Annotated in this window: 13 protein-coding genes and 2 pseudogenes; 14 read left to right on the top strand and 1 reads right to left on the bottom strand. The window is 56.8% G+C overall.

The genetic code is table 11. The features are described from left to right. Positions 1-10 precede the first annotated feature (10 nt). The 7 genes and pseudogenes from N8E88_RS07865 to N8E88_RS07895 all read left to right on the top strand — a co-directional run bounded on the left by N8E88_RS07865 (position 11) and on the right by N8E88_RS07895 (position 8730). Positions 11-2107, top strand: coding sequence for a bifunctional rhamnulose-1-phosphate aldolase/short-chain dehydrogenase (locus N8E88_RS07865; protein WP_262292029.1), 2097 nt, complete (start codon positions 11-13; stop codon positions 2105-2107). A gap of 24 nt (positions 2108-2131) precedes the next feature. After that, positions 2132-3424 carry an L-rhamnose catabolism isomerase gene (rhaI, locus tag N8E88_RS07870; RefSeq protein WP_262292030.1) on the top strand — a complete coding sequence of 431 codons (1293 nt, stop codon included), beginning with the start codon at positions 2132-2134 and terminating at the stop codon, positions 3422-3424. Positions 3425-3568: 144 nt separating this feature from the next. Further along, positions 3569-5099: pseudogene (locus N8E88_RS07875) on the top strand (ABC transporter substrate-binding protein). A gap of 83 nt (positions 5100-5182) precedes the next feature. Next, a complete protein-coding gene (locus N8E88_RS07880; RefSeq protein ID WP_262292031.1) occupies positions 5183-6124 on the top strand; it encodes an ABC transporter permease in 942 nt (313 codons plus the stop codon). Next, positions 6124-6993 (top strand): ABC transporter permease, encoded by an 870-nt coding sequence (locus N8E88_RS07885; RefSeq protein ID WP_262292032.1) that lies wholly within the window; start codon positions 6124-6126, stop codon positions 6991-6993. Before N8E88_RS07880 ends, N8E88_RS07885 begins: the two co-directional genes overlap by 1 nt. Before the next feature lie 2 nt (positions 6994-6995). After that, positions 6996-8222: an amidohydrolase/deacetylase family metallohydrolase gene (locus tag N8E88_RS07890; protein ID WP_262292033.1), complete on the top strand. Its 1227-nt coding sequence runs from the start codon at positions 6996-6998 to the stop codon at positions 8220-8222. A gap of 10 nt (positions 8223-8232) precedes the next feature. Next, entirely contained in the window at positions 8233-8730 is a 498-nt protein-coding gene (locus N8E88_RS07895; RefSeq protein ID WP_410010572.1) for a RidA family protein, read from the top strand. Between the two features lie 2 nt (positions 8731-8732). Here N8E88_RS07895 and N8E88_RS07900 read toward each other — a convergent pair whose 3' ends face one another. Then, positions 8733-9530 (bottom strand): IclR family transcriptional regulator, encoded by a 798-nt coding sequence (locus tag N8E88_RS07900; protein WP_262292378.1) that lies wholly within the window; start codon positions 9528-9530, stop codon positions 8733-8735. Between the two features lie 135 nt (positions 9531-9665). Here N8E88_RS07900 and N8E88_RS07905 point away from each other — a divergent pair, with 135 nt between their 5' ends. The 7 genes and pseudogenes from N8E88_RS07905 to N8E88_RS07935 form a co-directional block, all read left to right on the top strand. After that, complete coding sequence (locus tag N8E88_RS07905; protein ID WP_262292379.1) at positions 9666-10862, top strand: aminotransferase class V-fold PLP-dependent enzyme; 1197 nt, start codon at positions 9666-9668, stop codon at positions 10860-10862. Between the two features lie 14 nt (positions 10863-10876). Beyond that, positions 10877-12691 (top strand): ABC transporter ATP-binding protein, encoded by a 1815-nt coding sequence (locus N8E88_RS07910; RefSeq protein WP_262292034.1) that lies wholly within the window; start codon positions 10877-10879, stop codon positions 12689-12691. A gap of 82 nt (positions 12692-12773) precedes the next feature. Then, positions 12774-13970: a glycine C-acetyltransferase gene (locus N8E88_RS07915; RefSeq protein WP_262292035.1), complete on the top strand. Its 1197-nt coding sequence runs from the start codon at positions 12774-12776 to the stop codon at positions 13968-13970. Position 13971: 1 nt separating this feature from the next. Beyond that, positions 13972-15006 carry an L-threonine 3-dehydrogenase gene (tdh, locus tag N8E88_RS07920; protein ID WP_262292036.1) on the top strand — a complete coding sequence of 345 codons (1035 nt, stop codon included), beginning with the start codon at positions 13972-13974 and terminating at the stop codon, positions 15004-15006. A gap of 820 nt (positions 15007-15826) precedes the next feature. Further along, positions 15827-16720 (top strand): GSU2403 family nucleotidyltransferase fold protein, encoded by an 894-nt coding sequence (locus N8E88_RS07925; RefSeq protein ID WP_262292037.1) that lies wholly within the window; start codon positions 15827-15829, stop codon positions 16718-16720. Between the two features lie 178 nt (positions 16721-16898). Then, complete coding sequence (locus N8E88_RS07930; RefSeq protein ID WP_262290503.1) at positions 16899-18332, top strand: ISNCY family transposase; 1434 nt, start codon at positions 16899-16901, stop codon at positions 18330-18332. 127 nt (positions 18333-18459) lie between these two features. Further along, a pseudogene (locus N8E88_RS07935) lies at positions 18460-19365 on the top strand (ISNCY family transposase); the annotation flags it as partial. Positions 19366-19678: the final 313 nt, after the last annotated feature.

Here is a 19678-nt window from a genome sequence, read left to right on the forward strand (position 1 = left end):
GGAGGCGAATATGGCAGACAAGGTCCAACTTCTGGATAATCGTTGGGACGATCAAAAGGCCTCTGGTCTGGATGAACCGGGCAAGCTGCTTTACCGCTCCAATCTGCTGGGTGCCGACAAGCGCATCACCAATTATGGTGGTGGCAATACTTCCGCGAAAGTAATCGAAACCGACCCTTTGACCGGCAAGCCGGTCGAGGTGCTGTGGGTCAAGGGGTCGGGCGGCGATGTCGGCACGATCAAGCTCGATGGTTTTGCCACGCTTTATATGGAAAAGCTGGAATCGCTGAAGTCCATCTACAAGGGCGTCGAGGACGAGGATCGCATGGTCGGCTTCCTGCCGCACTGCACCTTCAACCTCAATAGCCGCGCTGCCTCCATCGATACGCCGCTGCACGGATTTGTGCCGTTCAGACATGTCGATCACATGCATCCCGATGCGATCATCGCCATTGCCGCGTCGAAAAACTCCCGCGAATTGACGCAGGAAATCTTCGGCGACCAGATCGGCTGGTTGCCGTGGCGTCGTCCCGGTTTCCAGCTCGGTCTCGATCTTGGCGCCTATGTGGCTGACCATCCAAATTCAAAAGGTGTCGTGCTCGAAAGCCATGGTCTCTTCACGTGGGCCAATGATGCCAAGGAATGCTATGAACTGACGCTGGACATCATCAACAAGGCGATCATCTGGTTCGATCAGAAAACCGCCGGGAACGCGGCCTTTGGCGGGGAGGTCACCAAAAGTCTGGATGCCTCCGAACGGCGTGCTGTTGCGGCAAAATTGATGCCGGAAATTCGCGGAAAAATCGGTGTGTCGGAGCGTAAGCTTGGTCATTTCGACGATCAACCGGCCGTGCTCGAATTCGTCAATTCGAACGATCTGCGCCCGCTCGCGGCCTTGGGCACGAGCTGTCCGGACCATTTCCTGCGCACGAAAATTCGGCCGCTCGTACTCGACTTCAATCCGGCGAACCCGGACGTGGATGCGGTAGCCGCATCGCTCGAGGCCGCGCTGGAAGCATACCGCGCCGACTACACCCGCTATTACAATGACTGCAAGCACGACAATTCGCCGGCTATGCGCGATCCCAACCCAGTGATTTTCCTGATCCCCGGGGTTGGCATGCTGTCCTTCGCCAAGGACAAGGCGACCGCGCGCATCGCGGGCGAGTTTTACGTCAACGCGATCAACGTCATGCGCGGCGCTTCATCGGTCTCCGAGTATCAGGGCCTGCCCGAACAGGAAGCCTTCGACATCGAGTACTGGCTGCTCGAAGAAGCCAAGCTCCAGCGCATGCCGAAACCCAAGTCATTGGCAGGCCGGGTAGCTTTCGTCACCGGCGGCGCCGGCGGCATCGGCCGGGCGACGGCGGAACGGCTTTTGGGCGAGGGCGCCTGTGTGGTGCTTGCCGACATTGATGCTGAAGCATTGAAGACGGCGCATGACGATTTCGCCAGACGCTATACGGCGGATGCCGTACGCAGCGTTCAGTTGAACGTGACGGATGAGGCAGGGGTGATCGCCAGCTACGCCGAAGCTTCCGTGGAATTTGGCGGTGTCGATATTCTGGTTTCCAATGCCGGCATCGCATCCTCGGCGCCAATCGAGACGACCGAGCTTTCGATGTGGACGCGCAATATCGATATTCTTGCAACCGGCTATTTCCTCGTCGCGCGCGAGGCGTTCCGGCTGTTCCGCAGGCAGAAGATTGGCGGTAATGTCGTCTTCGTCGCGTCGAAGAACGGCCTTGCCGCGTCGCCAAATGCGAGCGCCTATTGCGCGGCCAAGGCTGCGGAAATCCATCTGGCCCGCTGTCTGGCACTGGAGGGCGCTGAAGGGGGCATTCGCGTCAATACGGTCAATCCCGATGCGGTACTGCGGGGCTCGAAAATCTGGAACGGCGAGTGGCGTGAGCAGCGCGCCGCCTCCTCCAATCTGCAGGTTGACGAGCTTGAGGAACACTATCGCAAGCGTTCACTGCTGAAGCTCAATGTGCTGCCGGAAGACATCGCCGAAGCAATATATTTTCTTGCCTCGGACGCATCCGCCAAATCGACTGGTAATATCATCAATGTCGATGCGGGCAACGCGCAGAGCTTTACGCGTTAGGACTGTCGGTCTTGGGAGGACATCATGGCTGAGCTACATATTTCCGGTGAACTGATAGCGACCGAAAACGACCGGCTGCTCGCTGCACACAAGAGCGACTATGAGGCGCTGGGCGCCCATCTCGCGCGACGCAACATCGATATCGATGCAATCACCAGCAAGGTCGCGGAATTTTTCGTCGCCATACCGTCGTGGGGTGTTGGCACGGGCGGCACGCGGTTTGCGCGCTTTCCCGGCATAGGCGAGCCGCGCGGCATTTTCGACAAGCTCGACGATTGTGCGGTGATCCAGCAATTGACACGCACAACGCCGAATGTGTCGTTGCATATCCCTTGGGACAAGGCGGATCCAAAACATCTGAAGGCTCATGCCGATGCACACGGCCTTGGTTTCGATGCAATGAATTCCAACACGTTCTCCGATGCACCCGATCAGGCGCATTCCTACAAATATGGATCACTCAGCCATGTGAATGCTTCGACGCGGACACAGGCGATCGAGCACAATATCGAATGTATCGAGATCGGTGCAGCGATTGGCTCGAAAGCCCTGACCGTGTGGGTTGGCGATGGCTCCAATTTTCCGGGGCAGAGCAATTTTGCCAAGGCCTTCGAGCGTTATCTCGGATCCATGTCGGAAATATATAAAGCGCTGCCGGATGATTGGCGCATCTTCTCCGAACACAAGATGTATGAGCCGGCTTTCTATTCGACCGTGGTACAGGATTGGGGGACAAACTATCTGATCGCGCGGACATTGGGGCCGAAAGCCTATTGCCTTGTCGATCTCGGCCACCATGCGCCGAATACCAATATCGAGATGATCGTTTCGCGGCTGATCCAGTTCAAGAAACTAGGCGGCTTCCATTTCAATGATTCCAAATATGGCGATGACGATCTCGATGCGGGTTCGATCGATCCCTATCGCCTGTTTCTCGTCTTCAATGAACTCGTCGACGCGGAAGATCGCGGCGTAGAGAACTTCCATCCCGCCCACATGATCGATCAGTCGCACAATGTCACTGATCCGATCGAAAGCCTGATCTCAAGCGCCAATGAAATTCGCCGGGCTTACGCTCAGGCTTTGCTGGTGGATCGAAAGGCATTGAGCGCTTACCAGGATGAGAACGATGCGCTGATGGCTTCCAATGCATTGAAGCGAGCCTACCGCACCGATGTCGAACCAATCCTCGCCGAGGCGCGCCGGCGATCAGCTGGAGCGATCGATCCTGTCGCCACCTATCGCAAGAGTGGTTACCGCGAATTGGTCGGCAGGGAACGACCAGTAAGCGTCGCTGGCGGCGGCGGAATAATTTAACCCATCTACTCCTATCAAAACATAAGGGCTGCGCTTCATCGCGCGGCCCTTTTGTTTTTTGAATTGACAGTCCCGTCAGCATTTGTTCTTATTCTACTATAAAACACTATAATCCATTATTGTGGAATAACTAAGGGAACCGTCATGAAATCACTGAAGCTCGCACTCCTTCTTGGTTCAGCGCTGATTGCTGTTAGCCCCTCCGCTTTCGCTCAGACAAAAGGCGGGGTCATCAACGTCGCCACGATCGGCGAGCCGCCGACACTCGATGCCATGGCCTCGACGGCGGATCTCGTCGGCATCGTCTCGCAGCACATTTTCGAAACCCTCTACACGTTCGACAAAAGCTGGAACGTCACACCACTTCTCGCTGCCAGTCTTCCCGAAGTTTCGCCTGACGGCAAAGTCTACACGATAAAGCTTCGCACCGGCGTCAAGTTCCATGACGGCACGGATATGGATTCCACCGACGTCGTCGCCTCGTTAAAACGCTGGACAGAAGTTGCCTCGCGCGGCAAGCAGACAGCCTCGATGATCGCTTCGATCGAAGCTGCCGATCCTGCGACTGTGAAAATCACTCTTAACGCACCTTATGCCCCGCTCGTTTCGCTGCTGGCTTTCAACAATGCCGCCGCGATCATCCTCCCGAGCGAGAAGCAGCAAAACCCGATGACCGATCCGGTTGGTACGGGCCCATATATGCTGAAGGAACGCAAGGCTGACCAATATATCCAGCTCGCGCGTTTCGACGGCTACAAATCACCCGAAGGCGACGAAAATGGCTATGGTGGTGCGCGGCATCAGTATCTCGATGAAATCCGCTTTGTTCCTGTGCCGGATGCCAATACGCGTGTCGAAGGTGCGGTTTCCGGCCAGTTCGACTACGTCGACAGCCTTCCGGTTGAAGCCTATGACCGGCTGAAGGACCAGAAAACGACTGAAGCCGTTTTGCTCAAGCCATTCGGCTGGCCGGTCTTCGTCATGAACACCAGTACTGGCATCACCAAGAACCAGGATATCAGATTGGCAATTCGCGATTCTGCTCAGCATGGAAGACATGATGGCCGCGGCCTTCGGCAGTACCGATTTCTATTCGCTCAATGCGTCGATGTACCCCGATGGATATAGCTGGAAGACCGATGCGGGCACCGAAGGCGCCTATAATGTCGCTGATCCGGAAAAGGCTGCCGAGCTGATGAAGAAGGCCGGCTACAATGGCGAACCGATCCGCATCCTGACCAGCCGTCAATATGAATTCCACTACAAGATGGCGCAGGTTGCCGCCGAGTATCTGAAGGCTGCGGGCTTCACGGTGGATATGCAGGTCGTGGACTGGGCAACGCTGACCCAGCGCCGCGCCGACCCGAAACTCTGGGACATTTATATCAGCCACAGTCCCTTCCTGCCGGAGCCCGCTTTGATTGGCGCCATGTCGACCAGCGCGCCCGGTAATTGGGATACGCCCGCCCGCAAGGCGGCCGTCGATGCCTTCAATTCTGAGGTCGATCCAAAGAAGCGCGTTGAACTTTGGGCCGAAGTACAGAAAGTGATCTATGCCGAAGTCCCGATCATCAAGATCGGCGATTTCAACGCGCTCTCGGCCAAGTCACCAAAGCTGGAAGGTTTCACGCCAGCGCCATGGCCCTATTTCTGGAACGTGTCGCTGAAGCAATAGCGCAAGTGCAACGGTCGCGGGCTGGGGCCTCCCAGCCTGCGACCATTCTTCAGTAAAACCGCAAGAGAGAACGATCCGGCCAGATGCTCCGCTACATACTCCAACGCTTTATCGGCATGATCATCGTTATGTTTCTGGTGGTGACGATAGTTTTCATCATCGTGCGCGTTACGCCGGGTGATCCCGCTGCCGTGATGCTTGGGCCGGAGGCGACTGCGGCGGATATTGCAGCGCTGCGTCAGCAACTCGGGCTCGATCAATCCATTCTGCTGCAATATATCTATTTCATCGGCAATCTGTTCAAGGGCGATCTCGGGCAGTCCATCTTTCTCAACCAGCCCGTACTGCAGGCGCTGGCCCAGCGCGCCGAACCGACCTTCTTTCTCACAATCTTCTCGCTGTTGATTGCCAGCGTCATCGCCATTCCGATCGGCATTTATGCTGCATACCGGCGCGGGTCATTCTTCGATCAGGCAGCAACGGCAGTAGCGATGCTGGCCGCAAGTATCCCAAGCTTCTGGCTGGGACTCATCCTGATGCAGATATTCGCCGTACGATTTGGCCTGTTTCCCGTATCCGGCTATGGCGGGCCGGGAACATCGCTGATGGAACGGCTTGGATATCTGGTGCTGCCGGCGTTCGCGCTCGGCATCGTCTCTTCCGCACTCATCATGCGTTTCACCCGCGCCTCAATGCTCGATGTACTTGGCGACGACTATATTCGCACGGCGCGTGCCAAGGGCGTGGATGAGCGGCGGGTCGTCCTAAAACATGCCTTCAAGAACGCGCTGATTCCGATCCTCACCGTCCTCGGTCTGACAGCTGCCGTGCTGATCTCGGGTGCTGTCGTCACAGAGACCGTGTTTGGTCTTCCCGGTGTCGGCAGTCTTGTGGTGTCAGCGGTATTGCGGCGGGACTACCCTGTCATCCAGGGCGCGCTGCTGATCATCGCAGCGCTCTACGTCCTCATCAACTTTGCCATCGATATGCTCTACCTCGTCGTCGATCCAAGGGTGCGCTACTGATGGCCGATATTGCAACCAACGTCCCTACAAGCGAGCGCTCGAAATTTTTCCGGATATTGATCCGGCGCAAGACCGTGCTGTTCGGGCTGATCGTTCTCGCCATCTTCGTGCTTCTTGCGGTCTTCGCACCTCTGATCACACCCTATTCGCCGAGCAAATTGTCCATCGTCAACCGCCTGAAGCCACCGGACATGAAGTGGCTCTTTGGCACGGACGAATTCGGCCGCGACGTATTCTCGCGGACGATCTTTTCGGCGCGGTTGTCGCTATTGGTCGGTTTCGCCGTGGTGGTGCTTGCATCATTGATCGGCGTGACCCTTGGCATCCTCGCTGGATTTTTCCAGAAGCTCGACGCGCCGATTACCCGCCTTATCGACGCGATGATGGCCTTTCCGGATATTCTGTTGGCGATTGCGCTCGTTGCAGCACTCGGGCCATCGCTGACCACAGTCATCGTCGCACTCAGTATCGTCTATGCACCGCGCCTTGCTCGTATCGTTCGCGCCTCGACATTGGTCATTCGCGAACTGCCCTATGTGGAGGCTGCGACCTCGCTTGGAATCTCGACGCCGCATATCATGACGCGGCATATCCTGCGCAATCTGCTATCGCCCATTCTCGTGCAAGGGACATTCCTCTTCGCCAATGCCATGCTCGCGGAAGCGGGACTCTCGTTCCTCGGGCTTGGCGTCAGCCCCGAAGTGCCAACCTGGGGCACGATGATCGCGTCCGGCCGTCAATATATCGGCAAGGCGGACTGGATGACGCTATTCCCCGGCATCGCCATCGTGCTTGCCGTTCTTTCCCTGCAGATGGTTGGCGACGGTTTCCGCGACCTTCTCGATCCCCGCCTCAGAAAGGATCTCTGATCATGCCTGCCTCTTCTGCAACCGCCAATTCTCCAATCGAAGGGCGCTTGCTGCTGACCAATGTCAAACCGGTTTCGTTCGGACCCAATACGCCTTCGTCCACCATGGACATCCTGATCGATGCTGACGGCAGGATTGCCGAGTTTGGGCCTTCGCTGAATGTCCATGGCGATGTGCGCCGTGTCGACGGCAAGGGCGCATGGATTTCTCCAGGCTGGGTCGATCTGCACACGCATATCTGGCACGGCGGCACGGATATTTCGGTGCGCCCGCAACTGTGCGGCGCCGAGCGGGGCGTCACCACTATCGTTGACGCGGGTTCGGCGGGTGAAGCCAATTTCCACGGATTTCGTGAATACATCATTGATCCGGCGCGTGAACGTATCAAGGCGTTTCTGAACCTGGGCTCCATCGGGCTCGTAGCCTGCAACCGGGTGAGCGAACTCAGCGACATCAAGTCGATCGATATCGATCGTACCGTTGCCTGCGTCAATGAAAACCGCGATCACATCGTCGGATTAAAGGTGCGTGCCAGCCATGTGATCACAGGCTCCTGGGGTGTTACTCCGGTTAAAGTCGGCAAGAAGCTGGCCAAGATACTGAAAATCCCGATGATGGTGCATGTTGGTGAACCGCCAGCGCTTTACGACGAAGTGCTGGAGATCCTCGGCCCGGGAGATATCATCACACACTGCTTCAACGGCAAGGTCGGTAGCAGCATCATCGAAGACGATGATCTTTTCGAACTGGCGGCACGTTGCGCGGGTGAGGGGATACGTCTCGACATCGGTCACGGCGGCGCATCGTTCTCGTTCCGCGTGGCGGAAGTCGCGATCCAGCGCGGACTTCTACCGTTTTCGATCTCGACCGATATTCATCTGCGCAGTTTGAACTTTGCAGTGTGGGACCTCGGCACCACGATGTCCAAACTCCTGAGCGTCGGCATGCCGTTCGACAAGGTGGTGGAGGCGGTGACGCTCTCCCCGGCATCGGCGATCAATCTGCCGACGGAGAACCTCTTGTCGGTCGGAACGCGTGCGGACTTCACCATATTCGAGCTCGCCGATTCCGATCTCACGGTCATCGACTCGATGGGGTACGAAGCAAGGCTCGACAAATTGTTCGAGCCACACTGGGCAGTGCTCGGCAATGAACCGATCGCCGCCAGCCGCTACCAACCTGTAAAGCCTGAAACATCCGGCGCCATTGCGCCCTATTCATACCGTTGAGGAATTCGCCTTGAGTGACCTGTCAAGTCCGGCAATCAATGCCGACGTTTCCCCCTACGATCGTCTCAAGGCGCTGGGCATAGTTCTTCCCCCGGCGCCGAGCCCGATCGCGAACTTCGTTACCCACATCCAGGAAGGCAATATGCTTTACCTGTCGGGGCAAGGACCGCGGGAAGAGGACGGGTACATGCACACCGGCAAGGTCGGAGGTTATGTGAGCGTCGAAGAAGCTTACAAGCATGCGCGTCTGACCGGCATCAACCTGCTGGCGGTCATGCATTCGGCGCTCGGAGATTTGCGGCGGGTGAAACGAGTAGTGAAGCTTCTCGGCATGGTCAACGCAGTACCGGACTTTGCCGATCATCCCTCGGTCATCAATGGGTGCTCTGACTTGCTGATCAACGTTTTTGGTGAAGCCGGCAACCATGCGCGTTCAGCCGTTGGCTTCAGCTCGTTGCCCGGCAATATCACCGTGGAAATCGAGGCAATTATTTCGTTGAAGGATTGAGATCAGGAATGACTGCGCCAGCCCATCACCGTTTCGATCCGCTCCGCCGAGGCCTTGACCTCGGCTGTGTAGCGATCGGGATTGTCGGTGATCTTCTGTTCGGGCAGAACGATGGAAATGGTGGCAATACAGGCGCCATTGTCATCGCAGATCGGCGAGGCGATACAGGCAACCGCATAGTCGGATTCGCCCGCCTGTATGGAGATGCGTGCCTGCAGGGCTTGTTTGGCCGACTCGGACAAAACGGACGGATCGATCACGGCGCGCCCAGTCGGAGAGGATTTTGCGCAATGCTCGAACAAGTCCAGCCGTTCCTGTTCCGGCAGATGACCAACCAGCAGGCGGCCGGATGCAGTCCAGTTGAGCGGCACGCGGGTGCCGACACGCGACGTCACCTGAAAATGCCCCGGGCCGTCAGCCATCGCCAGCACCATCATATGATCGCCATCGCGACCGCAGACCTGTACCGTTTCGCCCGAAACGCGACTGAGATTGTGCATCTCGTGATTGGCGACATTGAGAAAATCCAGCGAGCGCGCATAGGCAAGACCATAGTGGTAGAGCCGCGCGCCCAGCCAGACGGTGTTATCGCCATTGCGCGACAGGAGGTTCTTTTCAACGAGATCGTCGATGATCACGTAGACGGTGGAAAGGGGAGCGCCAATGGCCTTGGCGATCGCGTAGACGCCCGCCGGACTTCCCGTTTCGTACAGATAATCAAGAACCTGCAGGGCACGATCGATACCGCTGACACGCGAGCGGCGGGCAGTCGTTTCTTCACTGGAAACAGGTGCGTCCATGTCTGATGTCTTCGCGTCCACTCTTAGGCTCCTGGCACTATCGCTAAAGTTCTTCGGTCCGTTATTACATTATAACGGCATATATGCCAAGCAAACGGAATACGCTTCGAGGAGAATACCATGACCGACTCTCATATGCAGCCCGATATACGCCAGTCGCTGGGACTAAGACCCGTGATCAACGTTTCCGGGACGATGACATCGCTGGGGGCGTCAATCGTGGTGCCGGAGGCGGTCGCGGCAATGAGTGCCATACTCCCGCAATTCGTGGAAATCAACGACCTGCATAAGCGAGCGAGCCCGGTGATCGCACGTTTGACGGGCGGCGATGCGGGCTTTGTCACCGCATCCTGTTCGGCCGCAATCAGTCTCGCCGTGGCGGCGACAATGACCGGAAGCGATCTTGCTGCAATAGAGCGACTGCCGGACACCACCGGTCTGAAGGATGAAGTAATCATACAGACTGGCCATGTCGTCAGCTATGGCGCGCCGGTTGACCAAGGCATCAGGCTTGCGGGCGCGAAGGCGGTGCTTATCGGCCAGGCCACGTCCTGCTATCCGTACCATCTCGAGGGTGCCATCAACGAGCGTACGGCTGCCGCGGTCTTCGTGGTCTCGCATCACACAGTCCAGTATGGCCTGATCGCCCTGAAGAAGTTTGCCGAGCTTTGCCATGCGCGCGGTGTTCCGGTCATCGTCGACGCCGCTTCCGAATACGATCTGAAAATCTTCCTAGCGGAAGGTGCCGACATCGCGCTCTATTCGTCGCACAAGTTTCTCGGCGGACCAACGGGTGGTATTGTTGCCGGGCGCAAGGATCTGGTTCGCAATGCGTTCCTACAGAATATGGGCATTGGCCGCGGCATGAAGCTGGGCAAGGAAAGCATCCTTGGCACTGTCGCAGCACTCGAAGCATGGGAGAAGCGCGACCATGCCGGTATCCGCGAAAAGGAAACCGGCTATCTCAACTTGTGGAAGCAGACGCTAGCGGGAAGGCCCGGTGTCACCGCCGAGATCGAACCGGATCCAACCCACAATCCGCTCGACCGCTTGCGGGTGACCGTCAACCCGCAAGAAGCGCATATCACAGCGTGGGACCTTGCCGATACGCTGGCGCGAGGGGCGCACCCGGTCATCGTTCGCGATCATGAAGCAGAGCACGGATTTTTCTATATGGATCCATGCAACCTGCATCCTGGCGAGGAGAAAATCGTGGCGAGCCGTCTCGACGAGGAGCTCAGCAAGGCACGAGCCTCGAATGAAATCATCTCAACCCCGTTTGAAGAACGTTACGCCCGTCGTATCGCTGGCCTGATGCGCTGGCCAGATTGACCGGAGGATAGCTCATGGAAACGCCCACCGCCCCCGTTCTGTCGGTTTCGAACCTGACCACATCCTTCTTGGCCGATGGTCAGTGGCGACCGGTGGTGCGCAACGTCTCCTTCGATGTTGCGCCCGGCGAGACCGTGGCGATTGTGGGCGAATCCGGGTCCGGCAAGAGCGTCACGTCGCTTTCTGTCATGCGGCTTCTGCAAAAGGACAAGAGCCGTATCGAGGGGAAAATTATGCTGGGAGGAAAGGACATTCTTGCCCTGCCGGAGAGCCAGATGCGCGGCATCCGCGGCAATGACGTCGCGATGATTTTCCAGGAACCAATGACCAGCCTCAATCCGCTGTTCACGGTGGGCCAACAGATCAGCGAGGCACTACTTTGCCATCACAACATCTCGCGTGCCGAGGCCAAGGCAGAAACCATCCGGCTTCTCGAAAAGGTGCGGATACCTGCCGCGAAATCGCGATTCAATGAATATCCACATCGCTTCTCGGGCGGGATGCGCCAGCGCGTGATGATCGCGATGGCTCTGGCGAGCAAACCAAAACTGCTTATCGCCGATGAACCAACCACAGCTCTGGACGTGACCATTCAGGGCCAGATCCTCGATCTTATAAAATTGTTGCAGGACGAGGAGGGTGCCTCTGTTCTCTTTATCACCCACGATATGGGCGTAGTGGCGGAGATCGCCGACCGGACCGTGGTCATGTATAATGGCGAGGCGGTCGAAACCGGCAAGACCGAGGATATCTTCGCGCGGCCGCAGCATCCGTACACGCGTTCACTGCTGTCGGCAGTTCCGGTTCTGGGCTCGATGAAAGGCCGCGAGCGGCCTTTGCGATTTCCGGTGGTCGATCGCGCTACCGGCACATCCGATACGCCGGTCGAAGCGGCCGATACGGTGCAGGCGGGCGTCCGGCCGCTTCTGGATGTGCGCAATCTTACGACGCGTTTCAACATCCATTCCGGCATGTTTGGCCAGCTTGAGGGACGGGTGCATGCCGTTGAAAATCTTTCCTTCACATTGCAGCCCGGCGAAACCCTTTCGCTCGTTGGCGAATCCGGCTGCGGAAAATCAACCACGGGACGCTCGATCATGCGCCTCGTTCCAGCGCAGGCCGGCGAAGTCCTGCTCAATGGCCAGGATGTGCTGACCATGGATCCGAAGCAGCTGCGGGATATGCGCCGGACCATGCAGATGATATTCCAGGACCCGTTCGCCAGTTTAAATCCGCGCATGACCGTGGGGGCGGCTATTGCAGAGCCCTATCTCGAACACAAGCTTGGAACCCGTGCCGAAGCACGTGAGCGTGTGGCCGATCTGCTGGAGCGCGTGGGCCTAACCCCGGCAATGGCAAGTCGCTATCCGCATGAATTCTCCGGCGGCCAGCGTCAGCGTGTCTGCATTGCCCGCGCATTGGCGCTCGATCCGAAGATCATCGTTGCTGACGAATCCGTCTCTGCACTCGACGTTTCGATAAAGGCGCAGGTCATCAACCTTCTGCTCGACCTGCAGGCTAGCCTGAACCTCGCCTATCTGTTCATCTCGCACGATATCGCCGTGGTTGAACGGGTCAGCCACCGCATCGCGGTCATGTATCTTGGCGAAATCGTCGAAATCGGGCCCCGTGCGGCGATCTTCGAAAATCCGCAGCATCCCTATACGAGAAAGCTGATTTCTGCAGTACCCGTTCCAGATCCTTCACGGCGCGGTGTAAAGCGGCCTGTGTCCAATGACGAGATCAAAAGCCCCGTTCGGGCGCCGGATTTCGCAGTTCCGATCCGTCAATATGCCGAGGTTTCGTCGGGACATCTGGTTCAGCTCTAAAGCCGGGGCTTGAGACATTGGCCTGATCGTGAGATGACACTGCGAGAGTTGCCCCATCATCAGGCGCAGAGCAGGAAAAGCCATGTCCAAGCCTTTTATCGATCACCTGTCTTCCGAGCTCGAGGGGCTGAAACAGTCCGGGCTTTATAAGACCGAGCGCGTCATCACCTCCAAACAAGCCGGACAGATCGTTGTGGATTCGGGTGCAAAGGTGCTCAACTTCTGTGCCAACAATTACCTCGGGCTTGCTGACAACGAAGAACTTGCAGCAGCCGGCAAGGCAGCACTCGACCGCTACGGCTATGGCATGGCATCGGTACGCTTCATCTGCGGCACGCAGGAGGAACACAAGCAGCTTGAAGCCCGCATCTCCAGCTTCCTCGGTCTGGAAGACACGATCCTTTATTCCAGCTGTTTCGATGCCAATGGCGGTCTGTTCGAAACTCTGCTCGGCGAGGAAGACGCCATCATTTCCGATGCGCTCAACCACGCCTCGATCATCGACGGCGTACGCCTCTCCAAAGCCAAGCGCTTCCGTTACGCCAACAATGACATGGCGGCGCTGGAAGAAGAATTGAAGAAAGCTGAAGGCAGTCGCTTCAAGATGATTGCGACCGACGGCGTGTTTTCGATGGATGGCATCATCGCCAATCTGCAGGGTGTTTGCGACCTTGCCGAAAAATACGGTGCCATGGTCATGGTGGACGACAGCCATGCCGTGGGCTTTGTCGGAAAAAATGGTCGCGGCTCCGCCGAGCATTGCGGCGTCGAAGGCCGTGTCGATATCATTACCGGTACGCTGGGTAAGGCGCTGGGCGGGGCTTCGGGCGGCTATACATCCGGCAAGCGCGAAGTGGTCGACTGGCTGCGTCAGCGCTCCCGGCCCTATCTTTTTTCAAACACGCTGGCGCCTGTCATTGCGGCAGCATCGCTGAAAGTGTTCGATCTGATCGACCGGGGCGCGGACCTGCGCGCGCGCCTCAACGCCAATGCCGCGCATTTTCGCCGCGATATGACAAAGCTTGGCTTTAATCTGGCCGGCGCCGATCATCCCATCATTCCGGTGATGCTCGGCGACGCGACACTGGCGCAGGAAATGGCCTCGCGCATGCTGGACAAAGGCGTTTATGTCATCGGTTTCGCCTTTCCGGTGGTGCCGAAAGGCCAAGCTCGCATCCGCACGCAAATGTCGGCCGCCCACACCACGGAAGATGTCACTCGCGTGATCGAGATTTTTGCTGAAGTCGGGCGTGATCTCGGCATCATCGGAGCTAAATAGTATGTCGAACATGATGAAGGCACTGGTCAAGGCGAAGGCGGAACCCGGGATCTGGATGGAGCGCGTTCCGGTCCCGGAGCCTGGTGCTAACGACGTGCTGATCCGGGTCAAAAAGTCTGCCATTTGCGGCACTGACGTGCATATCTACAACTGGGACAAGTGGGCTGAAGCCACGATCCCGGTGCCGATGGTCGTGGGTCATGAGTTCAGTGGAGAGATTGCTGAAATCGGTTCGGCCGTGACCAAATACAAGGTCGGGCAGCGTGTCTCCGGCGAGGGCCATATCGTCTGTGGCATTTGCCGCAATTGCCGCGCAGGCAGGGGCCATCTTTGCCGTAACACGCTCGGCGTCGGCGTACACCGGCCGGGTTCCTTCGGCGAATATGTCTGCATTCCGGAAGACAATGTCGTGCCGATCCCCGACGATATTTCCGATGAAATCGCTGCGATCTTCGATCCCTTTGGCAACGCCGTGCATACGGCTTTGAGCTTCGATCTGGTTGGTGAAGATGTGCTGGTTACCGGCGCAGGCCCCATCGGCATCATGGGCGCCCTGGTTGCCAAGCGGTCAGGAGCCCGCAAGGTCGTCATCACCGATATCAATCCTGCGCGCCTGGCGCTCGCCCGCAAACTCGGGATAGATCATGTGGTCGATGCATCGACGCAAAATCTCGCCGACGTGATGAAGGACATCGGCATGACCGAGGGCTTTGATGTCGGGCTGGAAATGTCCGGCGCGGCACCGGCTTTTCGCGACATGATCGACAAGATGAACAATGGTGGCAAGATCGCCATTCTCGGCATTGCGCCGACAGGTTTCGAGATCGACTGGAACAAGGTGATCTTCAAGATGCTCAATCTCAAAGGTATCTATGGCCGCGAAATGTTCGAGACCTGGTACAAGATGATTGCCTTCGTGCAAGGAGGTCTCGATCTGTCGCCCATTATCACGCACAGGCTGCCGATCGATGATTTCCAGTCTGGCTTCGATGCGATGCGGTCTGGCAGTTCAGGCAAGGTGGTTTTGAGCTGGTAAGTAAGCGCGTCGTTCCGACAGGACGATGTTTCGGTGAAGTAGCCAACCCTGACCGAAAGGATCTTGAAGAGCCAACAATTCGGGTTTAACAAGCGGGGGCGGCGTGACGATACCCGGCGGCGAGGCGAGGGGCAGGTTGTTTTGGTCCTGGCAGCCCCCGGACAGCGCCGTCCCTCGTCAAATACACTGGCCCGGACAATGATCCGACCCACGCGCATCTTCAGCAACTGAAAGATAACGTCGAAAATTTACGTCATAGACGGGATTTCGTGCGCGCTTCGCGCCGCGGGGCCAGCGATGATGCTTGCTTTCTCCGGGAAAAAAGGGCGCTCCCCTCGAACGGGTCGAGCGTCCTTTTTGTAGCCCTATTCATTCGGGTCCTCAATTTCTTTGAACGCGCAGACGGTTTTCTAAAATGCAGGCGACCCAGGCGCTCTGCACTGGGGTGAGGTTGATATTACTGTTTTTAAGAAAGAGTAACATCAACTCATCTGATAGGAATTATCGGAATCGACACCGGAATGCCGCCACGTTGACAATTAAAAAAAACGTGTTGTTACTTTTTTTATAAAATAGGTACAACCTCCTCTGAGGACACCCGTGAGGCAGTTTAGTTCCATCGAGCAGCTAATGTTTTCTGATCTCCTGCAGAAATGCCTGGACGCAGAATTCGACGATACGTATCCCGAAAATGGATCGTTCTTGCTCCAAACTTCGGCGCGGCCGACAATATTGGTATTACAAGGGATTTTCCGCAGACCCTCAGGGAGGAGCAGGAAAGCAATATCTCAAATATGTGGGTCCAAAAGGCAATGAGGAGTTGGACAAACGTGTTCAACGTTTTGAGCGGGTAAAATCGGGATACCGGGAACGCAGGCAGCTCGCTACAAAACTCAGGCAAGCAGGGATGCCATCGCCCATCGCAATTGAAGGCCAAGTTGTTCAAGCGTTGTCGAAGGCGGGAATGTTTAGGCTTCGTTCGGTGTTGGTTGGTTCCGTGGCGTTCCAAACTTATGGAGGCCTTCTCGGAATCCGGTTGCCCGACCTTTCAATGCGCACAGATGACATTGATGTTGCCCAGTATTTCAGCATCTCCCAGCAAATCGACGACAAAATCGAAGACCTGCAGCAAGCGCTGAACTCGGTCGATGAAAGTTTCTCGCCCGTTTGCCATCCTAATGAACCCAAACTGGTTGCAAGTTTTAGAAACAAGACAGGCTTTAAGGTAGAGGTTTTGACGCCTAATCGAGGGGCCGAGGAATATGAGTATCAATGTGCTGAAATGCCCGCGTTAGGCCCCAACATTGGAGCCCAAGTTCTACGATTTCTCGATTATCTGATCCACGAACCGGTGTCATCGCTCATCCTGTACGACGCCGGGATTGTCGTGACCGTCCCAGCTCCTGAACGGTATGCCATTCACAAGCTTCTGGTCGCAATCTCGCGGCCTAATACAGAAACGACGAAGATAGCCAAGGATCGCAGGCAAGCCTCCGATCTAATCGAGGCTTTCCAGGAAATAGGCCGATTACATGATGTTGGGTTGGCCTGGATGGATGCTTGGCAACGCGGCAATGCCTGGAAAAGACGTCTTCGAGACTCGGCCCTGCGTTTAGAACAAGCCAGTAGGGAAATGCTGAAATCAGCAATCATCGAGGCCTGTCGAGTGGATCAAAAATCTCCGGATAACTACCTATTCGACAAAACAGCTTAGACTCCTAGCACCAGCACGGCCATGCGTGCTTCCCTTCTCCCAAAATATGCCATGTTCCATAATAGTTATTATGCGATCTTCTCATGTAGCCGCAAAGTTAAAATGTCCTGTTTCTGCAAAGTAGAAATGTCCGTGTGTCACCTTCTCGTTCATCGCAACGAGATATGGGATTCAGATTTTGGGATGGATTTTAATGAGCGAACGCGAACTGCATCGTATCGAGGTTTTATCGGAGGTTGTTGAAGGGCGCCGCGCGCTCGCGTCGGCCGCAATTGTGCTGTCGCTGAGTGTTCGCCAAGTGCAAAGGATCGTGCGGACATTCTGTCTCGAAGGCGCGCCGGCACTGCGTCATCAGAGCCGCGGCCGCCGGTCGAACAACCGGATCAACGATGGTGTGCGGGATCTGGCGCTGCAGCTGATCCGCGAGCGCTACGCTGACTTTGGTCCGACGCTGGCGGCCGAGAAGCTGGCCGAGCACGGCTTTTCGGTTTCGCGCGAGACGTTGCGCAAATGGATGGCTGATGCCGGCATCTGGCTGTCGCGCAAACAGCGCCGGACGTTTCGTCAGCCGCGGTTGAGGCGTGAGTGTTATGGCGAGCTGATCCAGATCGACGGCAGCGATCATCACTGGTTTGAAGATCGTGGCGATCGGTGCACGCTGCTGGTGTTCATCGATGATGCGACCGGCAAGCTGATGCAGCTTTTGTTTGTGCGCTCGGAAAGCGCCTTCACCTATTTCGACGCTTTGGAGCTCTACCTTAAGGTCCATGGCCGTCCAGTTGCGTTCTACTCCGACAAGCATTCGGTGTTCCGTGTGGCGAAGAAGGATGCCATGAACGGCCAGGGCATGACGCAGTTCGGCCGGGCGCTGGCGGAGCTGAGCATCGAGATTCTGTGCGCAAATTCGAGCCAGGCGAAAGGTCGTGTCGAGCGGGTCAACCGCACCTTGCAGGACCGTTTGGTCAAGGAACTGCGGCTGGCCGGGATCGACGATATGGCGGCTGGCAACGCCTTCCTGCCCAGCTTTATGGAGCGGTTCAACGAACAATTCGCTGTTACTGCGATCCGCCCGGAGAATTTGCACCGGCCGCTCAATGTCGTCCCGGACCGTTTGCGGGAGATTCTGTGCAAGCGGGAACAACGCTACGTTGGTGAGCAACTGACGTTTTCCTATGAGCGCAAGCGCATCATGCTGGAGGAGAATGAGATTACCCGTGGTCTGGTTGGCAAATATATCGACACCTATGCCTTTGCGGACGGGCGCCTGGAGATGCGCTGGAAAGGGATCGCCCTTCCCTACAAAATGTTCGATATGGACCAACGTGTGACCCACGCAGCTGTGACCGAGAACAAAAGACTGGGCGATGTGCTGTCGATGATCAAGGCGCAGCAGGATCCGTTGCCTGCGCCGAAGGTGAAGACCAACAGCGAGGTCATCGCCTATCAAAAACGTGAGCGCAAACCCTCACGGAAGAACGACTGGGTCGAGGAACGAAGGACACGCAGACTACTGGACAAGGCCGCTGGGGCCCCGCTGGATGTCACCGGTCCGGGCTGCGATATTGAGGTCTCCGCCCTGCCCGGCGACGCGCCTCGGCGTCTGTCGGGATGACATTTCTACTTTGCAGAATCGGCGACATTTCTAATTGGCTGCCACATCTGATGTAGCCGCAAAGTTAAAATGTCCTGTTTCTGCAAAGTAGAAATGTCCGTGTGTCACCTTCTCGTTCATCGCAACGTTTGTGCGCTCGGAAAGCGCCTTCACCTATTTCGACGCTTTGGAGCTCTACCTTAAGGTCCATGGCCGTCCAGTTGCGTTCTACTCCGACAAGCATTCGGTGTTCCGTGTGGCGAAGAAGGATGCCATGAACGGCCAGGGCATGACGCAGTTCGGCCGGGCGCTGGCGGAGCTGAGCATCGAGATTCTGTGCGCAAATTCGAGCCAGGCGAAAGGTCGTGTCGAGCGGGTCAACCGCACCTTGCAGGACCGTTTGGTCAAGGAACTGCGGCTGGCCGGGATCGACGATATGGCGGCTGGCAACGCCTTCCTGCCCAGCTTTATGGAGCGGTTCAACGAACAATTCGCTGTTACTGCGATCCGCCCGGAGAATTTGCACCGGCCGCTCAATGTCGTCCCGGACCGTTTGCGGGAGATTCTGTGCAAGCGGGAACAACGCTACGTTGGTGAGCAACTGACGTTTTCCTATGAGCGCAAGCGCATCATGCTGGAGGAGAATGAGATTACCCGTGGTCTGGTTGGCAAATATATCGACACCTATGCCTTTGCGGACGGGCGCCTGGAGATGCGCTGGAAAGGGATCGCCCTTCCCTACAAAATGTTCGATATGGACCAACGTGTGACCCACGCAGCTGTGACCGAGAACAAAAGACTGGGCGATGTGCTGTCGATGATCAAGGCGCAGCAGGATCCGTTGCCTGCGCCGAAGGTGAAGACCAACAGCGAGGTCATCGCCTATCAAAAACGTGAGCGCAAACCCTCACGGAAGAACGACTGGGTCGAGGAACGAAGGACACGCAGACTACTGGACAAGGCCGCTGGGGCCCCGCTGGATGTCACCGGTCCGGGCTGCGATATTGAGGTCTCCGCCCTGCCCGGCGACGCGCCTCGGCGTCTGTCGGGATGACATTTCTACTTTGTAGAATCGGCGACATTTCTAATTGGCTGCCACATTGGATTGTAGCCGGGCACATTCTATTTTCAATTGCGACACGTACAAAACCCTCTTTATTTTCAGGAGGATGGAATGCCCCGCAGTTTCACGCAATTGACGATGGATGAACGGCGTATCGTTTCGCAGATGCTGCAGGCCAAGGCACGCTTGGCCCAGTGTTCAGAGAGCAGCTTGTTGAAATTGTATCGCTGCCGGAATAGCCTGCCCCACTCCGCCGTTGCATTTGAAATAGAACCCACAAACGGGAGGGTTCAAGGATGAAGCG

The sequence above is a fragment of the Phyllobacterium zundukense genome (genome assembly GCF_025452195.1).
GTDB lineage: Bacteria > Pseudomonadota > Alphaproteobacteria > Rhizobiales > Rhizobiaceae > Phyllobacterium > Phyllobacterium zundukense_A.